General features: G+C 42.2%; 14 protein-coding genes. 2 read left to right on the top strand and 12 right to left on the bottom strand.

All coding sequences use genetic code 11. From position 1 onward, the window contains the following. Nucleotides 1-26: 26 nt before the first annotated feature. The 3 genes from NH399_RS08770 to NH399_RS08760 all read right to left on the bottom strand — a co-directional run bounded on the left by NH399_RS08770 (nucleotide 27) and on the right by NH399_RS08760 (nucleotide 8,172). The gene (locus NH399_RS08770) at nucleotides 27-4,181 is read right to left on the bottom strand and encodes a two-component regulator propeller domain-containing protein (RefSeq protein WP_253039011.1); all 4,155 of its coding nucleotides are present in this window, start codon (nucleotides 4,179-4,181) and stop codon (nucleotides 27-29) included. Between the two features lie 184 nt (nucleotides 4,182-4,365). Further along, nucleotides 4,366-5,832: a serine hydrolase gene (locus NH399_RS08765; RefSeq protein WP_253039009.1), complete on the bottom strand. Its 1,467-nt coding sequence runs from the start codon at nucleotides 5,830-5,832 to the stop codon at nucleotides 4,366-4,368. A gap of 180 nt (nucleotides 5,833-6,012) precedes the next feature. Next, nucleotides 6,013-8,172, bottom strand: coding sequence for a winged helix-turn-helix domain-containing protein (locus NH399_RS08760; RefSeq protein ID WP_253039007.1), 2,160 nt, complete (start codon nucleotides 8,170-8,172; stop codon nucleotides 6,013-6,015). Between the two features lie 219 nt (nucleotides 8,173-8,391). On the opposite strand from NH399_RS08760, the gene NH399_RS08755 reads away from it, so the two are divergent. Continuing rightward, a complete protein-coding gene (locus NH399_RS08755; RefSeq protein ID WP_253038996.1) occupies nucleotides 8,392-9,945 on the top strand; it encodes an MBL fold metallo-hydrolase in 1,554 nt (517 codons plus the stop codon). A 182-nt stretch (nucleotides 9,946-10,127) separates the two neighbouring features. Here NH399_RS08755 and NH399_RS08750 read toward each other — a convergent pair whose 3' ends face one another. The 5 genes from NH399_RS08750 to NH399_RS08730 form a co-directional block, all read right to left on the bottom strand. Continuing rightward, entirely contained in the window at nucleotides 10,128-10,463 is a 336-nt protein-coding gene (locus NH399_RS08750; protein ID WP_253038987.1) for a nuclear transport factor 2 family protein, read from the bottom strand. A gap of 303 nt (nucleotides 10,464-10,766) precedes the next feature. Next, nucleotides 10,767-11,135 carry a hypothetical protein gene (locus NH399_RS08745; protein WP_253038985.1) on the bottom strand — a complete coding sequence of 123 codons (369 nt, stop codon included), beginning with the start codon at nucleotides 11,133-11,135 and terminating at the stop codon, nucleotides 10,767-10,769. 210 nt (nucleotides 11,136-11,345) lie between these two features. Continuing rightward, on the bottom strand, nucleotides 11,346-12,554 hold the full coding sequence (locus NH399_RS08740) for a serine hydrolase (protein ID WP_253038983.1): 1,209 nt from the start codon (nucleotides 12,552-12,554) through the stop codon (nucleotides 11,346-11,348). A gap of 51 nt (nucleotides 12,555-12,605) precedes the next feature. Beyond that, nucleotides 12,606-13,496, bottom strand: a complete 891-nt coding sequence (locus tag NH399_RS08735; protein WP_253038981.1) for a hypothetical protein — start codon at nucleotides 13,494-13,496, stop codon at nucleotides 12,606-12,608. After that, entirely contained in the window at nucleotides 13,493-14,353 is an 861-nt protein-coding gene (locus NH399_RS08730) for an alpha/beta hydrolase (RefSeq protein WP_253038979.1), read from the bottom strand. Before NH399_RS08730 ends, NH399_RS08735 begins: the two co-directional genes overlap by 4 nt. A 263-nt stretch (nucleotides 14,354-14,616) precedes the next feature. On the opposite strand from NH399_RS08730, the gene NH399_RS08725 reads away from it, so the two are divergent. After that, complete coding sequence (locus NH399_RS08725; protein WP_253038968.1) at nucleotides 14,617-16,761, top strand: winged helix-turn-helix domain-containing protein; 2,145 nt, start codon at nucleotides 14,617-14,619, stop codon at nucleotides 16,759-16,761. Between the two features lie 167 nt (nucleotides 16,762-16,928). Here NH399_RS08725 and NH399_RS08720 read toward each other — a convergent pair whose 3' ends face one another. From NH399_RS08720 to asnB, 4 genes are all read right to left on the bottom strand, one after another. Further along, nucleotides 16,929-17,381, bottom strand: a complete 453-nt coding sequence (locus NH399_RS08720) for a chemotaxis protein CheW (protein WP_253038955.1) — start codon at nucleotides 17,379-17,381, stop codon at nucleotides 16,929-16,931. Further along, nucleotides 17,338-17,628, bottom strand: a complete 291-nt coding sequence (locus NH399_RS25895) for an RNA recognition motif domain-containing protein (protein WP_371876067.1) — start codon at nucleotides 17,626-17,628, stop codon at nucleotides 17,338-17,340. The genes NH399_RS08720 and NH399_RS25895 overlap by 44 nt, the downstream gene beginning before the upstream one ends. A gap of 106 nt (nucleotides 17,629-17,734) precedes the next feature. Then, a complete protein-coding gene (locus NH399_RS08715) occupies nucleotides 17,735-19,078 on the bottom strand; it encodes a KamA family radical SAM protein (RefSeq protein ID WP_253038953.1) in 1,344 nt (447 codons plus the stop codon). 24 nt (nucleotides 19,079-19,102) lie between these two features. After that, nucleotides 19,103-21,124, bottom strand: coding sequence for an asparagine synthase (glutamine-hydrolyzing) (gene asnB / locus NH399_RS08710; protein ID WP_253038951.1), 2,022 nt, complete (start codon nucleotides 21,122-21,124; stop codon nucleotides 19,103-19,105). Nucleotides 21,125-21,207: the final 83 nt, after the last annotated feature.

Here is a 21,207-nt window from a genome sequence, read left to right as displayed (position 1 = left end):
GTTAATGCAAAACTGCTGATTTAGCCCTAAGCCAACGAAACCTTATTTTCTTTAACAAACTCCGTAGGAGAACAATTGAATTGAGCCTTAAAACACTTACTAAAATAACTGTGAGTAGAAAAGCCCGTTTTTAGCGCTACAACACTGGCGGTTTCTCCTGCTTCCAGCAATGCTCGAGCTTTGAATAGTCGATACTGACGTAAATACTCGGTAGGCGTCATGTCACAAATAGCTTTTAACTTGCGGTGAAGTTGTCTGTCGCTCATAGCAATATCGGAAGCCGCAGAGACCATCTTGAACTCCGAGTCTTTATAGCTTTTCTCAACGACGGCATTGAGTTTTTCTATAAACAGGTTTTCGCGATTGTTAAGTGTCTTCTCGGACTCCCTTTCTGAATCAGATTGCTCAGGCAGGCTTGAGGAAAACAAAGTATCCCCGAAGCGTTTTTTCAGAATATCACGAATACTAAGCAAGTTTTTAAGGCGGATTAACAATTCATCAGCATCAAATGGCTTAGTTAAGTATTCATCTGCTTTTTCGTTCCAACCTTGAAGTCGACTTTGTTTATCTCCCCTTGCGGTTAGCAAAACGATAGGAATGTGACTGGTTTCTTCTGTTGTTCTTAAAATCTGTGTGGTTTCAAAACCGTCCATTTCTGGCATCATCACGTCGCTGATAATAAGATCAGGAATGTGTTCTTTTGCTAATTCATACCCTTCTTTGCCATTTTTTGCTGTATAGCAAGAGTAATGCTCTGCCAAGCTTTGCTGAATAAACAAACGCATGTCAGTATTATCTTCTATGATCAAAACTGTGGGTAAGCCGAGAGGCATGGAGTCCTCAATAGATACATCCTGGTTCTCTAAATCGCTGTGCTTACTTAAATTGGTCAACTCCATCTTCATCACTTCGTCATTAAAGTGAAGAGCGACACCTGAAGGCATCACTTCATTAACAACAGGTAGCAGAACAATAACACAAGTCCCCTTTCCTGGTTCACTTGTTAATGAGATGGTGCCATTGTGAGACTCAACCAAACGTTTGACTAAAGAAAGCCCAATTCCTGCGCCTGTCACTGTTTCGCTGTCTTTATCAAGTACACGATGAAAACGTTTAAATACATCTTCCTGTTTGTCTTCCGCAATACCGATACCCGTGTCTTCAATGATAATCTGATACTGCTCGTTGTTTAAGCGCTGTGCACTCACACTGATTCTGCCGCCTTCCGGTGTATATTTTATAGCATTGGAAATCAGGTTAAGTGTGATCTTTTCTATGGCATCGGGAATAAAGTCAAAGCAAACTTTATCTATATGCTTGATTTGAAAATCAATGTTTTTCTCTTGAGCTAGATCCGTAAATGCTTCAGCGACGACTTGAATAATTTTACCTATTGCCTGTGGCGACTTCCTCGTCGATTGATTGACTTTAAAGGCCTCCATATCCAGCAACTGATCAACCATGCGCAAAATTCTAGTGCCATTCCGTTGAATAATATTCAGTCGGTTAGTATCTTCAACGGATCGTTCAATGCTGAGTAACTGGGCAACAGGTCCAAGTATCAGAGTGAGCGGCGTTCTAAATTCGTGACTGATGTTAGAAAACTCTTCATTTTTTTCTGAAAGAAGTTTTTGAACCGTTTCCTTTTCTTGAGCAAGCTCTAAAGTTCTGTCTCGCACTGACCTTTCCAGTTCTATAGAACGTTTTACAAGCGTGCGAGTACGAAAAGTGACAACTAAGTAGACTAAAAGAAGTACCAGAAAGGCATAGATAAAATAAGCTGTTCGAGTCTTCCAAAACGGTGGCAAAATGATTAGCTCTAATGAGGTGATATCATCTCGCCAATAACCATTTTCATCTGTGGCCTTTATTTTCAGTTCATATTCACCGTGAGGAATATTGGTATAAGTGGCAATACGATTTCTGTGATCCGTATAGATCCAATCATCATCCCACCCTTCTAACTTATAGGCATATTGTACCTTTTGGGGCTTGGTTGAGTTGATGGCAGCAAATTCAAGAGCAAATAAACTTTCTTTGTGAGTTAGCTGAATTTTCTCGCTGGTCAATATAGATTGTGAGAGAACAAAGTGGCTATCTTCCACCTTTTTGCCAACAGAAATCGAGTTATTAAACAACTTAAAATCGGTAAATCGCAAAGGTTCTGAGACATCTTGCTGTTCTATGGATTTTGGATAAAATCGAAGCAGCCCCTTTACTGTGCCTAGTGCCAACTCTCCACTCGTAGACTTGGCTACCGCCATATTAAAGTCATTACTATGCAAGCCATCTTTAGCATAAAAGTTTTCGAAAGTAGCAAGCTCTCTATTAAATTTGGATAGGCCATTCTGAGTACTTATCCAGATAGCCCCTTGATTATCCTCGATAACGCTGTAGGTGCCATTGTCCGCGAGCCCATCTTTCTTCCTATAGTTTGTAAAGCTATCATCATTAGCATTGAACCTATTGAGGCCGCCGCCATAGGTTGTGAACCATAAGGTATTATGATCATCTTCGTAAAACGAAGTAATAAAATTGTGGCTTATGCTCTTTGGCTGACTTTTGTCGTGTTGATAGGTTTTATAGTCTCTTGTCTCTACATTTATTTGAATGATACCTTTTACCGTGGCGACCCATAAACGCCCTGATTTATCGAGGTATAAAGAAACGATACTTACTGTGTTACCAAACTCTTCGTTAACAGAGGTGAATTCTCCAGTGTCTCTATCAAACAACTCCAGTCCTCTTCTGGTACTGCCAACCCAAATGTTCCCATACTGGTCTTCAATAAAACTACTGACAGCGGGAGGACTTTTGGCGTAATGAGTGAAGGTTTTATCGGTTTTGTTGAAGCGATATAAACCTTTGCCGTGAGTACCAACCCAAACAGTCCCATCCTTCGTTTGGGCAATCTTAATAATAAGATCACTTCCTATGGAGTTTGAATCAGAACTATCGTACTTAAACGCCATCTCTAACTGGTGTTCACCATTATACTTAGCTAGCCCCTGACCGTAGTAACCTACCCATAGAGAGTCTTCGTCATCAAACATCAGTGCAGAGACAGGTTTATTCGCGTATTCGTTTTCTACTGATAACTTAGAATTTGATGCAAAGGGCTGATAAGGATAAAAATAATTAAGCCCAGAGTAAGAAGCTATCCAAATACGATTGTGATGGTCTTTATAGATATCAGATACTTTATCATCGGATATCGTTGTATGGTTATTCGCATCATGCCTAAACAATTGACAACTGCGAGTTTTCATTTGCAGCAGGCAAAGGCCTTGTTGCTTAGTACCTAGCCATATTTGTCCTTGATCATCTTGAACAATACTAGAGATATGCAACTCATGGTTAGCAGGAGAGTTATCCGATGCTAATAAATAAGGCTCGAATATGTCTTCTTCGTTATTATAAAGGTAGAGACCTTTGTGAGTTCCAACCCATATTCGCCCATCAATGCTTTCTAAAATCGATGCAATCCTTAGTCCATTAATATTCTTTGCGGGCTCCGAAAATTCAGGGCCATAAAGATAGCGATAATAGCTTTGAGTTAAAGGATTGTAACGATTCAACCCTTCTTCTGTCCCCATCCAGGTAACCCCAGCTTGGGTGACCAGTATGATATCAACGCCGTTGTCGCTCATACTGAATGAATTTAATGGGTCATGAGCGTGTTGAATAGACTCTCCTGTTTGTGTGTTAAACTCAATAAGACCGCCTGTCGCTCCGACCCAAAGAGTGTTCTTATTGTCTCCAGTAACCGAATTGATACTCAGCTCGTTGTCGCCTGTTGAATCTTGAAGTTCAATCAAACTGAACTGTTCGGTTTGTGGATCAAAGCGATTAAGTCCCTGGATAGTCCCTATCCATATTATCCCTTCACTATCCTGCCATAGTGCCTGAATATAACTGCTTGAAATACTGTTAGCATCTGAAGGGTCATGATAATAAGTCTTAAACTGATAGCCATCGTATCGATTAAGTCCGTTTTGTGAACCAAACCACAAAAAACCGTCTCGGTCTTGCAGAATAACTCTTTTACTTGTTTGGAAGTTATCAGAAGACAATCCATCTTTAGTCGTTAGTCGAGAAAACTCAATCGAGCTGGCAAGCGCGGAACTTCCTATCAACATGAGGAAAAAATAAAAGCAAGAAATAAAGAGCTGCCTTCGCATCTTACTGATGACACTCCCCTGGAAAAAACGAATAAACGATCACTAATATTAACTTGTATATATTCTGTACTTTTTTATTACACCCAAACGGCTGTAAGAAGCATAAAGCAATCAGTTTCGTTCAACAAGGGCTTGTGCTACAAATAGCTCCGTTCAATTTATTTGTAGCACACGTTTTTCATTGCTATTGGCTTAACCGAAAAATGGCGTCCTTGGCGGATTGAAAGTTAGCATCTAACGAAAGCGCTTTTTTATAGTTCACTAAGGCTTTTGTGTTATTTCCAGCCTGTTCATAGGCATGAGCCAGGCTGTCGAAGGCATTGGCATCATCCGGGAAAAGTTTAGTATTGGTGGCAAAGACACTAATGGCTTTATCAAGCTGATTGTTTTTAATAAGAGCGAAACCCAACTTGTTTAAAGGTCTAGCTCGATAGTTACTGTATCCTGCTTTAGCAAACTCTTGTTTAGCATTTTTTATGAGGTAGTCTCCTCCTTTTTCTTTGAGTAAAGTCATTGCAAAGAGCCCTAAGGGCAGCTTGACCTTTTTATGAGGCTTTCCTTTGTATTCATCAACTATTCGTTGAGTAATATACTCAGCCACAAGACCATCGGTATTGGCTAACGCCACCACAATGAGTTTGTCTTTCATCAATATTTCGGCAGCTGCACTCACTCCAGGGCCTCCGCCATAAGAGTTCCAGTGCGTTTTTTCGCTGTTTAATATTTCGTTCCACTTTCTGGCTGAATGTTTATAACCATTGCCAATGACCGCTTTTGACTCATCATTAAGTAACTTGTCAGTAAAGAAAAGACTCGAGTAAAAATGCGCAATATCTCGCGGTGTTGAGTACATTCCACCATCGGGCGTTAAATTCTCTAGTATATCGGTACGATCTACTTTTTCTCCAGTCGCGCCAAAGTGATAACTTCTGGCTTTGTTTTTTACTTCTTCGGTTAAGGCGTAACGAGTATCTTTGAGCTTGATTACATTGAAGATATTTTCGTTAATAATGGATGAAAAACTCTTGTTCTCTAACTTCTCCAAAATAGCACCTAATACAATGTAACCATAATTGGAGTAGTTATACTGCTCACCAGGTTCAGAAATCAGCGGTTTATCAATCAAGAGCGGCATCTTATCGTTAATATCTTTTAACGAACGATAGGTCTTTATGTATTCCTCGTTAAAAATATCAGCGAAGCCGGAAGTATGGTTTAGTAAATGTCGTACCGTTATTTTACTCGCAATCTCCTTAGGAAATCCCAGTTCGAACGTCTCCAGTTGATCATCGAGCGATAACTTTCCTGACTGGACCTTTTGCATTACCAAAGTGGCGGTAAAGTGCTTATTGATAGAACCGATTCTTACTTTGGTAGTAGAAGAGTTTTTAATATCTTTTTCTATGTCGGCTAATCCATAGCTTTTCTCATAAATAACTTGGTTGTCTTTCATTATCATCAAACTACCAGAGAACCAACCTGGTTCAACATACTGTTTAACTATCTCTTCGGTTTTGGCAAGGAGTGCTTTATTTGAAATGGTTCGACTTGTCGTTTCTTTATTTGTGTTCGCGACACTTGCTCCAGTAACGAGCAGTAGGAAAATAGATAATAAATAGGTTAACTTTGTTCGAAGATTCAAGGCGCTCATGTTTCTCTCTCAAAATGGTTTTGAGGAAAGTAAGCAAACAGAGTGCCAAGAAAAGTACCAAGATATTTTTTGCATTTAAGCCGCTTTAGCACCCTGGTTGAAAGTTTTTTCTATAGTCTAAATTAGGGCTTCAGTGAGCATCGATAAAACAACAGACCAATAGTTAGCTAATTTCACCAATTATTTTAGAACGACAATATCATGATGAATGGCGACAAATTGGCTGAGCAACAACTGCCTCCCCCTAAAATCGGTTAGTTTCCAAGCAGTGCCTTTAAGTTGCATAATGGGTTGAATTAGCTCTCCCTGAAGATTGTATTGGTTAAGCATTAAACTATTACTATCAACACTGTATATAAAATCTGTAGTCACCACCATGGCTTTACTATTTAGATTGGGAAGTCGTAGAGCTTTGCTTTCGTTATCATTAAGAGGCAACTTGCTTTCAAAAGGCAAGCGAAAGACATCACCACTGGTGTTGCTGAAGATGAGCGCATTTTCTGTCACCCAGGCTTTATCTACATGATTGATACCCAGAGAGTCGAGAGTAGCGGCTTCAATATCCAGATGATACAGACCACCAGGATAAGGATCGTTGAGCGACACCAAAAACTGATTCTCTTTGTACCAGGACAATATCGAATAGATGGGCTTATCGGTGTTAAAAGTACGAATTTTTCCGGTCAGATCGGTAATTACTAATCTATCACCCGATGCCCATGCCAGTAACCGCCCATCTGGCGACCAACTATAGCTTTGAATCGTATTCTGGTTGATCTCAAAACTCAGTTGAGTGGCCTTTCCGTCATGCCAAATCCAAAGCTGGTCGCTACCACTACGATCAGAAATAAAAGCGACTCGCTCCCCCTCGGGTTGGTAAAGAGCAAAGCGCTCCTGAGCGGCAGAACGAGCAAAACTAGCAAAAGGTAGTGAAACGCTGTTTAAATCTGATTTGTCTTTAACCGAAGCTTGCTGTCCCAAAGTTAACTCGACAACATCAATATCTTTTTTGCCCTGTACGGCCAACAAAGAATTTCCTGTAGGACTTTGAGCTACAGAGACTAAATTAGTCATTGGCGTTTGTATCGGTTGCAGTTGGCCATTCAAAGCGACTTGATACAACCTGCCATGATTAACCGAGAGCAAATATTCGCCTTGAGGCTCAAATTTAGCTCGGAACAGCTCATAGCGACTGAACTCAGCTGGTAGTTTCAGCCTTTGGCGGCGATAGAGGTTACCTTGCTCATCCAATAACTCGAGAATATTGTTAAAGTCTTTATCTCGGCTGAATACTGCGAAGCGCTTATGCTTGGGGTCATAATCAAAGTGATATAAGTATTGGGTCTCAGAAGAGTATAAAGACTTAAGTTCTTTATTCAGGTCATTGTAATGCATTAAGTGAATTTGCCCTGCTGCCAATTGCAGGAACGCATATTGGTGATTCGTTAGCGCCTTGGGAGTCAGTAATCTATCCGCCTGACATTGATATCGAAACCGAGGCGTTTGTGGCTCTGTTAAAGAAACAGAAAAATCTAAGGTTGCTAGACTCCAGCACATTTGGGCATCAGTTTTATTTTGCACCACAAGCTGAGCTTGTTGAGCACACTGATAATTGGCCGCAAACACTAGCTCGCGCCCGTCTCTGGTAAAGCTAACCGCTCCGTATTCACCTGGCTCAGAGGTTAACTGCGTTTCTTTTCCACTCTCTAGATGCTTGGCCCATATATGATTTTTGCAGGAGCCTGCATAGCGATTAAATATCAAGTATTTGGCATCGGGGCTAAACAACGTGTGCGACTCATGAGCATCGGTCTGAGTTAGCGGAGTGATTTGGCTATATTGTCTTTTTAGTGAGCTCGAGTGAGCTGGTGAGTTTTGCCAAGGCATCGCAACGACAATGACGACTAATAAAATAATGGATGCCAGTAAAGCTAGCCATGGCCACTGATAGAAGCTACGCGGGTTAACATTCGCTCGAATCTCACCAAGATCTAATGTTTCTTGCTTAGTAGACGGTGTGTGCCAACGAACCTCCTTGAGTAGTCGATAGCCTATTCTGGGATGAGTGGCTATGACCTTCGGGGACTTGGCGTCATCACCCAACTCTTTGCGCAAGATAGCAATACAACGTTGTAATGCATTAGGTGCGACTTCGGTGCCCTTCCATACGTGATCCATGAGCTCTTGATGAGTCACCACTTCATTTTGTCGTTGTGCCAGCAGCGAAAAAACCTTTAACACTTTGGGCTCAATGTGAGTCTGTTGCTCGCCGTTTATTAAAACAGAACAAGACAGATCAATCTGAATGTCGTCGATATAAAACTTGGTCTTTTCTTGCATGCAATATAGCGCCTCGAAACCTAGCTCAGCAGTGTATGGCGAATTATTTTAAATGTCGAGGATAAGCCGCTAAATCTCGCCGAAAGCCTCATCATTAGCGGCCATCAGTAATTCATCAGCTTTTCATAAGCTCGCCTTTGTGGCTTTTAGTACACAGTTTTCTGTTAAATCCTCTATTCAATACACAACCCTCAGGGTTACCCTTAAAGAGATCACTAAATGAGCAGTTCGAGTAACCAATCCAAGACATTATTGTTGATAACCAGACTATTGATGCTAATCCTCTTTAGTCCCACTGTGTTTGCTGGCGCTAGAGAAAATCAGATTATTGATAAAGCCATTGAGGCTTATGGCGGCGATGCTTTGTTAAAGCTCCAAAGCCTGGAGTTCTCAGATAACATTAACCGTTACTCTAAGTGGCAAAGCGGTCATTCATTACAGGGGCCGATGATCTCGTATCTAGACAAGCTGCGAATTGAGCTAGCCATTGACTTGGTTAATGAACAAAAAGTATTCAAGCGCGCAACAACCAGGCTGGTGGGTAATCATGGCACTCAGAAGCCGACGGTAACTCATCGAATTTTTGCCGATGGTCAGGGGTATACCGTGGACCACGCATTGCAGTTATTCCAATCAACGAAATACATCCATTATGACAACACGGATTTGGGCATTAGCCTATGGCTCGATCCCTTGATCATCAGACGACTTCACAAAGATAGAAAAAACACCCAGTGGACTGATGTGGCATACATTAAAGGCGAGGCCCATGATGTGCTCACAGTAAAAGCAGGTTCAAATGATGAATACATTGTTTATCTGAACCAACAACGAGGCTATTTGAGTCGATTACTCAGAAAGCGAGGACAACAAACAACCAGCTATGATTTTTTTGAGCATCATAAAACTCAGGGAATCCTATGGGCGAAACAGCTGTTTGTCGGTGATTCCAATGGACCAGTCTATCAAACAGAGTCTAGAAACCTGCGTTTTAATTCCGTCGATGAAGAGCAATTTAAGGTGCCTATGCACTATAAACCCAAGCCCAAAACCCAAGCCGTGGATGTGTCCAGGCTGACCTTAAGGCAATTGGCAAAAGATGTGTATTTTGTGGGGCAAGACTGGGCATATACTTTGTTTATTGATGCCGGTGACTACTATATTTCTGCAGGAGCCTGGCAGATGGACACCCAATCACGCAATTGGGAAAAAGGACTGGCTTTGCTTAAACAAAAAACTGGCAGAGATAAACCAGTAAAACAACACTTGGTGACTCATCATCATACTGACCACATGATGGAATTGAGTGATATTGTGAAACAAGGCGCTCAACTCGTCATTCATCCATCAGATATCTCTTCAGTGCAGGCGCATTTAACACAGCCTTTGTCGGCTGAACGATTTTTGGTGACAAGCGACGGAAGCTCTCTGCTCGAAGGCAAAGTCATGATTTTTGACGTACCCAACAGTCATGCGAATCATAATTTGGTTATTTATCTGCCTGAACACAAAATACTCTTTACTGAAGATATGTTCGGCAGTAGCCTTCAAACAGCGTTTGACTCACCAAGCCGTTGGCCCGATATTGACGCCTATCACCGACTTGAAGTGCTAGAGGATAGAATCAATCAGCTAGGACTCGACGTCGAGCACTATGTTTCTTCGCACCATGCGAGAATATTAAGCCGGGCAGACATACAGGAAGCGCTAAAAGTAAGCCGCCCTTCAAGAGAAACTTTGTTAAGAAGGCTGTTTTCTGATCTCGCCGGATAGTTATTGATTAACGACATTAAGTCAGGAAGTGATTTTTACTTTTCTCTTCCTGACCTTAACAACCGCAATTGATATAGAGCTTAAGCTTAACGTGAAGCACTTAACTCAATTTACGGATTAGAAACTAAGGTAATTTTGCTGTTAATCTGGCAGACCTAACAGCTGGTAGAAATAGAAACTTTTTAACGAACAATTTTATCGAGCAAATTAAATCCTCGAGCCGCCGTTATCGGATTAAAGATTTCAACATACTCCAGAATGTCTCCATCATCGTTGAATCGAAACGTAGAGTAGTAGTCATTTTCGTACCAACCAGCATCGTTTTTAAGCTTAACCCTGCCAGAGTAACGAACGAAAACTCTGTCTCCGTCTTCCATTGCGTAAAGTTCACTGATTGCGAAGGTCATGGCGTCAAAGTTATTAAACGACGGTTCCCAGTAAGCCTTTATTTCTTCTCGACCTTTGGCACCTTTAGGAAAGAGTTCTGAATGGTAGGGGTTAAGCGGCAAGTGTGCCAACTTGAGTGTCTAATTGAATGGATTTCATGATCGCTCTCTCGTTTAAGGATGTGTTTTTAAATACTATGGTGAAAATATATATCCTGAGAGGGACTTATTCTTGAACGGACCTGAGCGTTTTTTGAAGAATCCTGCTATTGGTGGTTTTACTTGGGTAGAAAATTAATTATAAAAGCCAAATATCAATAACTTACAGTATCCTCACGGACCTTTTCTAAGTCAGCAAGAGCCGAATCTTGAGGACTTCCTTGTCCTAATGCTCTCCCGCAAGTACTTAGCGGAAAATGGAACTCCGTTTAACAGCTACTTAAAGACACTAGAAATTTTATTAAATGCGTAAGGTGCAAATAATGCAGAGCCTGATAAGAAGTAAGTTGATAAATCTTCCATACGGCTTAAGTCTCCATCATAGAATAAAGAATATATAATCCAAAAGCCTAAAGCCACGACTACAGCGGCAAGTCCTAAAGCCCCAATAGTACCCACAGCTCTACTGAAGCTTTTTTTCGGCGCAGCGGAAGAGTTATTCTCCGCTTCATAATCTTCTACCTCAATTAACATACTTCCGCACTGGAGTAACCCACTCACTTTTTTTAACCCCCAACCTACGATGGAGATATATGCGATCATAGCGATAATGAAGGAAAGAAAGTGCACTGTATCAGCATACATGGTTGAAATCCTCTCTTAGTATTGGAAAAAAGCGCTCCGTACTGAGTAAGTGAAATCAATCAGAGTTTTATCTCATCGGAATAAAAATAAATTAAAGAGACAAAACGAGCAAAGCTCTCCCTCAAGTTGGCTGATGAAACTTTCCAAGAGGGAGATAAGATGGACTCTGACGTTAGCAAGTTAGCTAACTTTCTGAAAAACTGCGGCTCTCTATTTAATAAAAGCAGGCAAAATCTTCTCAGCAGTCACCTGCAACGGTCTAAGCTCTCGGCTATGCCCCGTCACAACGACAATCAGATCAAGTTCTTCCACTAAAATAATGTATTGACCACCACCGCCTTGAGCAGACTGACTCAGGTAAGTTTTATTGCCCACTTCCAAGTCCGCTAACCACCAGTAATAACCGTAGCCAGGATTGGAAACGTTCTTATTAACGAAAAAGATCTCTTCAACATCAATCAATCGATTGGTGGCTTTGGTGATATAGTCAACCGGGATCAGTTGTTCTCCTTTCCATTTACCTTTATTCATGGCTAGGGTTCCGAACTTGAGCATATCTCGCGATATCATTTTTGCTCCATAAGGTCCCATGGGCAGTCCACTCACATCATCCATCCATTGATAATTTGTTATCTCTAACTTATCAAGTAACTCCTTTTTTATGAAATCTTTAGCGCTGCCAGGAACAACGGCTTCAAGTACTTGCATCACCAATTTGGGGTCAGCAGGCTTGTAATTGTAGCTCTGCGACTCTGAAGAAATAGGCGGGCTAAGTTCAAGATAGGTTTGAACCTGTTTCTGACCTTTCAGTTGGGCTGGCTGTTTGTCTAACTCATTCATTTTTTCTCGACTTAGGCCGACGCCAGAGCTCATAATCATGGCATTGTGGAGCGTTATTTTTTCTGCACCCTTAGTTAGTTTTGAAGTGTCCAGTTCTTTCAAAAAACTGATAAGAGGCTTATCTAAGTCTGCCATGGTTAAATAACCTAACTGAATGGCACGACCAACCGCTAAACTTAGATATCCTTTCGTCGATGACGCCTGAAAATGCGGCAGATTGACACGGCCACGCAAGTAATAAGACTCAAACAAAAGCTTGCCCTTATGAGCAATCAATAAGCTGTCGTAGCGACCATGTTTGTTGTCAGCAATTTCTTTTGCCAGTTCGATGATTTTTCGTTTATTTCCTCCATCAACACCAAGTTTTCCAACGGCTATGCCATCTTTTTTTGCCGCAGGTTTGGGAGAGATAAAGGCTTCTTTAAGCGATGGAATGTCCTTAAACGATGCTTTGGCTTCGGCGGCCGTTGCTTCTGGTGCAACAGAATAATTTTTTGATAAACTGTCTGTGCTTAATACACCTAAGGCGCTAAGAGCCAAACAGCTAATGGACTTTCTTACTGAAACATGAATAGTCATACGTATTCCTATGATGTTTGAAAATTGAATTTTACAAATCGTGGTTAGCGGTTATAACTTGGGCCTGAGGGTTTCAATAATTTTGGCATCGACCCAATAAATATCGACGTTGTCCCCTTTGTCATCGATGCGTTTGTTGAACAAAATAAATTTTCCGTCAGGGGTGACGGTGGCATAGGCTTCGTTGTTATCTGAGTTAACTTTGTCACCCATATTGATAGCAGGCCCCCATGTACCGTCTTTTTGTTTGAAGCTGATATAGAGATCCGCTCCACCGAAACCTTCTTCTCGAACACTGTCCCAGATTAAATAGGACTCATCAGGTGCGATAAATGGATGCGCTGTATATTTACCAGAGTTAACCACTGCTCCCATCTTTTTTGGGGGCAGTCGTTTGCCCTCTTTAAGCGGCGAAATGCGAATACCTTGGGTTTTGTAGTCGTCAAAAACGTAAGTGCCTTTAGCTGATGCTGACAGACGCATAATGCCCCAGTCTTTGCGATCAAACATCGGTCCTAAGCTTTTGCGCTCTGACCAGTCGTTACCGACCCGATCTCTATATCCTTCTGCCATGTACATGCGTTGTCCGTCTGGAGCAAATGTGACTTCGCCAATACGTGGGAATTCAATAAATTTTTTCCAGACTTTATTTTCTTGGCGAAAGCCTATAACCGTAGGGCGAAATCCCGTTTTATTGGGTCCTGTGTAGACACCTCGGTCGATGGTGAAATAGAACTCTTTCATTCCAGGCGCGAAAACACCTTCTAGCTCCCAACCTTCTTTCGAGATGATCCCAGGAGCAAAAGGCTCGGCCACGATACCCGGTGCTTTTTGTCCCATATAGGCACCTTTTAGAGCTGGAAACTCGTCTTGCCCATGGCTGTTCTTACTAAGTAGCATTGCCGATACGAATACAATGCTAAGGTGAATTACTCCTTTCATTTTTTATCTCCTGTCTGCAAGCTCTTTAACCAGGCAATGCTGCGCACTCCCGTCATAGGGAAAGCACTGCCATGGTCACCCTCTATCAACTCGTGTTTAAGAGATAAGCTTTCGTCCTTGGTGTTTTTCAGCAAGGTCATAAACTCATCAATGTATTTTCCTGATTCTTTCTCCTGCGTACCGTAAGCCACGAAAACATTGGCATTGAGCGACTTGCCTTGAGTGCTGAGTTTCGATATCAGCCGAGCATAGAATGGAACGTCTTTTCCAAACGAGGGGCTGCCCAATATGTAGTTTTTGAAGGTGTTAGCCTGTGCCAGCAGCACGTAAGCACCAAATTCTCCGCCCATGGAATAACCAAAGTAGCTACGATTATCAGGCTGAGTACGGAATCGGCTTTCTACATATTTGAAAACATCCTCACGGATAAACGCAAGGTGATGGTTGGCTTGCCCAAAATTGTACTTAGCCTGTATTTTGGGCTTTTTGTGGGGGTAAGCAGAATAGTCCCGATAGCGACTGACGTGTGCTCCCCTCTCCTTCATTAAGGCTTTATCCATATCCTTCTGCCAGGAAACCCCAACCAGAATTACCTCCTCCATCATAAAGGCGGTGGTCGCGGACAATAATTCGATATGCCACACCGCATCGGTAAAATAGATAACGGGATATTTTTTGTCTGGATTCTCCGAATACTTTTCGGGCAGCTTGATATAGAGTTCATATTGCCCCCCGTTAACCGAGCTCTTGATCGGAACAACCTCTGTACCAGGCATTTTGTACAGGGTTTGCTCACCCGCTTCCAGGTTCAGGTAAGGCAACAGCAGTAAAACAATCAGGATTAGGCTTTTTTTCATATTTATCTCTTCCTTCAATATTTTGCTCATTGAGAGCGTTGAGGTTCACTAAGTAAGAGAGCCCAATTTACCTGACCGATTTTAAAATGCCTGAAGTTGCACTGACTTCTCGCTGACTTTTGGCTGATGGCAAAATATTGTTTACTTATCAATTGGTTACAGAGGCAAGTTCAGTTACAATCAGGGCTTGTGCTAAGATGAGCTTTGCTGGCAAAATTCATCTTTGAGCAGCCGTATTCTTCATTATTAGGGGTTATATGAAAGTGCAATACTGGGTTGGTGGTTTCTTTATCGATTTGTCCAGAAATCAAATCACTCAAAATAAACAGTCTCAAACCATGGCCCCCAAAGCGCTAGCCGTGTTGACCTATCTGGCCGAAAATCAGGGAAAAGTGATCAGCCAGGACGAGTTGTTAACCCAGGTCTGGCAAGACACCGCAGTATCCCCCAACACGTTACAAAGAAGCATTGCGCAGTTAAGAAAAGCGCTCGGTGATGATGGCAAACTCATCATAAAGACACATGCAAAACAGGGGTATAGTTTAGAGTGTGATGTGCGCTGGCAAGACACTGCTGGTACATCGAATAGCCCAAATGTCCAAGAAGTGGTGTCCAACCCTGGCGAAAGCAATGAACTTCACATCAGCAACACGGAGCCTCAACCTTCAGAACCTCCAAGGAATAGTTTTCGCTGGGTTTACTGGGTTATAGTCCCCCTCTTTTTGGCCGCTGTCGGTTATATGAACCAACCCTCTAAATCTTCTTCTCAACTCGCTTTCGACCAACTCCGTTTGTTGACAGCCACCGATGACAAAGAGTTTGATGCGACCTATTCGCCAGACGGTCAATACATCGTTTTTCATCGCTATAAAGAGAAGCAATGTGTTAATAAAATCTGGGCTAAACATATTGAGACTCAACAAGAAATACAGCTCACCAAAGACTGGGCCGCTTATGGTCGACACAGTTTTTCGAAAGACGGCAGTAAAATGGTGTTTCTGGCCACCGAAGCTTGTGAAACACCAGAGACTCAGAGAGATTGCTATGATTTGGTAACCCTGGATTTCGCCAAGGCATTAGAAAGCCCTCAGCAGCCAGAAGTCGTACTCCAATGTAAAAACTCTGTGGTCAAAAAGCCGATATGGTTGAATGACGATCACGTCGCGCTTTTTAAGTTAGATTCAAGCCGTTGGAAATTGATCAAATACTCAATGAGCACCAATGAAGGTAGTGAGCTTTACGCACTATCTGATGGTAATTTGTTCGACTATGCCTATTCGCCAAAAGACGACCTGATTGCGGTGAGCAGCATTCACAGTGACGAGAAACATTATATTGATATGATAAAACCTGATGGTCAGCTAGTATCCAGCCATGCCATAAAGCGACCAGCAGAAATCCCTAAACATCGACCTATTTACCCCAACTTTTCCCCTTTGCCCGAACAACTTATTTTTAGTACAGGTCGACAACTTTTTACATTGTCCTACAGCGGTGAAGTGAGCAAAATCAGTTCGCCTTTTGCGGATATTATGGTGCAGCCAGAGTTTCACCCTGAGGGCAACAAATTACTCATGATTAAAGGGCCTTACGATAGTGATATTGTTAAGCTGCCGTTGAATCAAATGACAAACTCAGAGGCTTCTTTTGAGTTTACTCATCAAAATTATCCCAGCATAGAGCGTACAAACCTCGGCGAGGATTATGCCATTTTTCAGCCTGGCGGTGATTCTATTGCATTTTGGTCGACACGTTCAGGAGAGTCTCAGATTTGGGTTACCGGGAGTGACGGCACCAGACAAATCACCGGTTTTCCGCTAGATACTTACATTCGAGGCTTTGATTGGGCTGAAGATGGCAAAAGTCTTTTGATCAATGCGAACAGTGCGTTAATTCAAGTGCAGTTGGATTCGACTCAAAAATCTTATCCAATAGAACACTCTGTTGTCCGACTGTATCAATGGGACAGTGTTCACAACACCGCTTTATTATTGCTGCGAATCAATGGAGCGCTTCAGTTGGTCGAGTACGACTTAAATGAACTTAAGATTATTGATAGAGTTAATAAAAGTGCTTTGTGGGCGCTAAAAAGCCAAGATGGTCGTTTGATTTACAAAGATCCTCGTGGACGTTTTTGGCAACGTGGCCCAGTGGAAGACGAACGAATCGAAGTACTCGATGGCATGGGAGGCCAAGCAAAATCTTTTGTGATTTATGGTAATACTATTTACTGTATTGACCGCAAGAACCAGCTATGGTCTTACGATCTAAACACGCAATCATTTGCTATTTTGGGAGAAGTAAAGCAAGGCGTTGATTATCTAACAGATGTTAACCAATCCCATCTTTTGATGACCTTTCAGGTTTCTGCAAAAAAGGAAGTGGTTGAACTGTCTTTAGAAGAATAAATGAACTTAAGTCAGCAGCTTTGCCAGTGGATGAGACTGCAAGGAGCTTATCTTAGTCTAATTGGCAAAAGTTCACTTTAGTCTTTGTGAACCCTAGCATGCGTATCGATCTGATTCTATCCTTTATCTATCAGCGCTTAGAATTGTTCCATCGAAATTGACGTTATTCACTTATCAATATTGGAAAAATCAACAACGATAAGCAATTGTTTTTGATGGTGGATCGTGCCCTTAATAAAGGCGCGATCTTGATGCTGTGCAACGGCTCCTTCCACTTGATTCTTGCTGAAATAAGCAATCTCGACAACACTATCCACAACAACACCGATACTCTCGTTTTCTGTTTTAAAGATAACAATCCTTGATTCGTCAGTTGGCGGTTCGTCGGTTAGGCCTATTAAAGCTCTTCCAGAAAATACCGAGACGACGCTGCCTCGTATATTTAGGAGGCCCAAAATGCCGTGAGGTGAGCCTGGCACTGGCGTTGGTTCTGAATATCTAAGCACTTCATCGACCAGAAGAGCATCGTGAGCATAGGTCTCGTCAGAGATTTTGAAACAAAGCCACTCCCCTTTCTCAATAACCTCGTTTTGATTGTCTTGAGGAATTTTTTCGCTCAAAACTTTCACCTCCTGTTTTGTTTGGGTTGCAGCGAAAAACTTGTATGATACTGCCCTCAAGAGCACTGCCGTTTAAGAGCCGCATGGCAGTTTTCGCATCAGAGTAATCATGCATTTTTACAAGCGCACCAGGGGAGTTTTGGTGCTGAGTGAGTTTTACATAGTCCACAGAGCCGAAATTGTTAAAGGATTCGTACAAAATATCCTGTGTAGTTTTGCTCGACAAATTAGTAACTTTAAGTAGCATACTCAATACTCGTAATAAAGTTAAACGGTCTTTATTTGCATCTACCCCTTAAAATCAGGGCTCCCCTTTATCTACAGACTTTGCTGATACATCAATTCTACTAGCGCTATTGGGCCTCAAAGAAAAACTGCTTTTCGCCAAATGCTGGTTTGAGATGATTCAACCAAGTCGCTGACTCGTCATACTCGGCATAGAACGGTCTTTGAACCCAATCAGGATTTCTGCCTTGAATAAACCGTAGCGAGAGCACTTTTTGATTATTAATTGTGGTGACGCCTTGAATTTCGACCTTACCAGGAGAGGCGCTCATCGACGGACCTCGGGCGGTGCGGGATAATCCTGACACGCTAGAGATAGCTTGACGATAGATTTCCCATGCTTTAACAAGCGGCACTTCAAAATAATGTTGTGCACCAGTATCCCGTTCGACAAACATATAGTAAGGAGTAATTCCGAGCTTAGTTTGTTCTTTCCATAACTTAGCCCAAACTTCCGGATCATCGTTAATGCCTCTTAACAAAGGTCCCTGACTGCGAATAACTGCACCAGTATCTCTCACTCTTCGGATTGCTTGTTTAGCAATATCTGTATCTAACTCTTTCCAATGATTGTAGTGTGCCATTAAAGCAAGTTGTCTACCGGAAGCAATCACCGACTCGAACAATTCCATCAACTCATCAGCATCATTGTCTGTTACAAACCGGTAAGGCCAAAAGGTGAGAGCCTTGGTGCCAATCCTGATGTTTTCGATATGTTCTAAGCCTGGTGCGTTAATGATGGTTTCAACATAAGCCTTGAGATTTTTAGTTTTCATGACGAGTGGATCGCCGCCAGTGATCAAAACATCAGTGACTTCTTTGTGCTCTCGCAGATAGTCGACTAATTGCAGTGCTTCTTTTGCTGCAAATTGCAGGCTTTTATCACCGATAAACTGCGCCCAGCGAAAACAAAACGAACAGTAGCTGTGGCATGTTTGGCCCTGTTTTGGAAAAAACAGAACGGTTTCTTTGTATTTATGCTGAATGCCATCTAAGGGTTCACCTTCCGCTCTCGGAACGTTTAATTCCATCTGGCCCGCTGGGTGGGGATTTAAGCTAGCTCGAATCTTTTTTACAGTTTCCTCTATCTGCTTTTTATCCTCGGCTTCCGTTGCTTTTTCTAATGCGAAAAGATGTTCATTGCTTAACATTTCCTTCTGCGGGAAAAGCAACCGGAACATTGGGTCAGCTTGCCAATTGTTCCAGTCAATTAATTCGTCGATAACATACTGGTTGACTCGAAAAGGAAATACTTCTGCCGCCGCTCGCACGCTCAGCTGGGCCTCGGTCGGTAGCGATAAGAATTGAGGGATCTTATTTAATTGCTTGGCCGTAAAAACTTTAAGCTTGGGAGGGCCCGCCTGTTGAAGACTGTCGTCTTGTATCGATAATGGTGTAACAATTGCATCCATCGGTATTAATCAACTCTCTTATTTCTATTTATTGTGAACATTCCATCCCAGCTCTCGAGCTCGCTGTTCGGCGACAGCTGGAATATCATTGGCAATAAAGTGTTGGTGAAGCAACTGGATGCCGAGCACATGGTTTAACACTGCGTCCAATTGAACTTTTTGATCTCGATTCATATCGGGATCTTCATGACTTTTAATTAAAGCATTCACGGCTTGATAGTCTAGAGCACCAGCCGCTTCGACTTTTTCTTTACTGGCAAACTCATCCATTAGTGCCATCATCATGTTCCACTTATTCTGGTCAGTATGCGCAGGCGGAGCCATAAAAGCAAACTTCTGTCTTTTATAGAGAGATTCGGGTAATAGTCCTTTCATAGCTTCACGCAATACATATTTTTCAGTCGCGCCTTTGATACGAAGCTGAGGTGGAACCTGAGTGGCGAACTTAGCCAGGTGATGATCAAGAAAAGCGGGTCTTGCCTCCATCGAGTTTGCCATATCGACCCGGTCTCCGCCCCACGTAAGGATTTGGCCTTCTAACATGGTCTTGATCCAGACATATTGTGCTTTATCCAATGGATGTCGGCCCTCCAACTGACTGCGATCAAAAGTGTTAGCTATTGCGCTCCCCGCATCGTAGCTGGCCATGTCTTGTCGCCACTCTGGATTGAGCAATTGCATGCCATAGCTATGGCAATGTAACCAGCTTTGTAAACAAGTTGGTGTAAACCCGATAACTTCGTTCATGGCGGCAGAAGAAAACTCTTCACGCGGAAGCATGGCACCTTTGAATAAACTATTACTGGCTTCTAGACTACTTTGCCACTCGGCTCTTAGACTAGAAGGCAGATCATCCAGGCCGTATAAGAACATATCTTTTCGGAAGGCTGGATAACCAGCAAATAATTCATCAGAACCTTCGCCTGTTAGTACTACTTTGTATTGATTATTGCGAACGGTTTCGCTCATTAGCAGCTTTGCCACGGCAAGGGTATTATAAATGGTGCGCTCTGTGTGCCAAATGGTGCGAGAAAAATTGTTGTAAAGTTGTTCCGCATTCAATTTTAGAACAATTTGGTCCGCGCCAGTCATTTGAGCCATTTCGGTTGCAATCGGCGTTTCGTCATACTCATCACTATCGAAGCCGATGGTAAAAGCCTTTACCGGATCTTGGCGAACTGCGGCAGACAATCCCAAAATTGAACACGAGTCGATGCCGCCAGATAAATAGCAACCAACAGGCACATCAGCTTGTAAGCGATGCTGCACCGCCTCAAGAAGCTGATCTCTGACGCCCTCAATATAATAGCTTTCATCTTTATGGTCGACATATTCTCCAGCAACCGGAAAATCGATATCCCAGTATTTTTGTTCACTTACCGAAAGCCGACCATCGATTCTCTTTATCTTAATAATGTGACCGGGCTTTACCTGATGAATGCCTTTAAATGCCGTCGTTCCTGGTACCATAACTTGTATCAGCTGATGATAAGTACCTTGTGCTGTAAGCTCGCGTCTCACTTTTGGGTGAGCGAATAATACTTTGAGCTCTGAGCCATAAACGATCCCATCTTCTGTTTCTGTCCAATAGAGAGGTTTAACACCGAAACGATCTCTGACTAAATACAAACAGTCGTCTTTTTTGTCATAAAGAGCAAATGCAAATTCACCTCGCAAAAACTCAATGGTTTTTTCTATGCCATAACGGGGAAACAAATGAAGAATGATTTCTGAATCACTCTTACTTTTAAAGCGATCACCTAAACTAGTCAGCTCGGCACGGATCTTTTGAAAATCGTAAAACTCACCGTTGTGAACTAAAAAATAATCTTTATTGGATGACAGGTGAGGTTGTCGGCCTCGTTCTTTGTTAAGGTCAATAATAGAAAGACGAGCATGGCTCATCCCCATACCAAGCCCTTCAGGATTCACGTAACCAAAATCATCTGGTCCACGATGATATTGAATGGCAGCCATATTGACTAAAAGTTGCGGGTCAATGCTATTATCTTTTGCGTGGTGAAAAACACCTGCAATACCACACATAAATTACTCCAGAAATACTCTAATTTTCATTGAATATGATAGTTAGCACACGCGCGCCCTAAACTATTTAAGTTAAAAAATGA

The organism is Pleionea sp. CnH1-48, assembly GCF_024124665.1.
Lineage (GTDB): Bacteria > Pseudomonadota > Gammaproteobacteria > Enterobacterales > Kangiellaceae > JAMXSB01.
Note: the sequence above shows the minus strand (reverse complement) of the source record. Positions and strands in the feature narration are given on the sequence as shown.

Excerpts from the sequence above, each read along its gene's own strand:
- NH399_RS08770 (WP_253039011.1), bottom strand. The coding sequence starts at position 4,181 with ATGCGAAGGCAGCTCTTTATTTCTTGCTTTTATTTTTTCCTCATGTTG.
- NH399_RS08765 (WP_253039009.1), bottom strand. The coding sequence starts at position 5,832 with ATGAGCGCCTTGAATCTTCGAACAAAGTTAACCTATTTATTATCTATT.
- NH399_RS08760 (WP_253039007.1), bottom strand. The coding sequence starts at position 8,172 with ATGCAAGAAAAGACCAAGTTTTATATCGACGACATTCAGATTGATCTG.
- NH399_RS08755 (WP_253038996.1), top strand. The coding sequence starts at position 8,392 with ATGAGCAGTTCGAGTAACCAATCCAAGACATTATTGTTGATAACCAGA.
- NH399_RS08745 (WP_253038985.1), bottom strand. The coding sequence starts at position 11,135 with ATGTATGCTGATACAGTGCACTTTCTTTCCTTCATTATCGCTATGATC.
- NH399_RS08740 (WP_253038983.1), bottom strand. The coding sequence starts at position 12,554 with ATGACTATTCATGTTTCAGTAAGAAAGTCCATTAGCTGTTTGGCTCTT.
- NH399_RS08735 (WP_253038981.1), bottom strand. The coding sequence starts at position 13,496 with ATGAAAGGAGTAATTCACCTTAGCATTGTATTCGTATCGGCAATGCTA.
- NH399_RS08730 (WP_253038979.1), bottom strand. The coding sequence starts at position 14,353 with ATGAAAAAAAGCCTAATCCTGATTGTTTTACTGCTGTTGCCTTACCTG.
- NH399_RS25895 (WP_371876067.1), bottom strand. The coding sequence starts at position 17,628 with ATGCTACTTAAAGTTACTAATTTGTCGAGCAAAACTACACAGGATATT.
- NH399_RS08715 (WP_253038953.1), bottom strand. The coding sequence starts at position 19,078 with ATGGATGCAATTGTTACACCATTATCGATACAAGACGACAGTCTTCAA.
- asnB (WP_253038951.1), bottom strand. The coding sequence starts at position 21,124 with ATGTGTGGTATTGCAGGTGTTTTTCACCACGCAAAAGATAATAGCATT.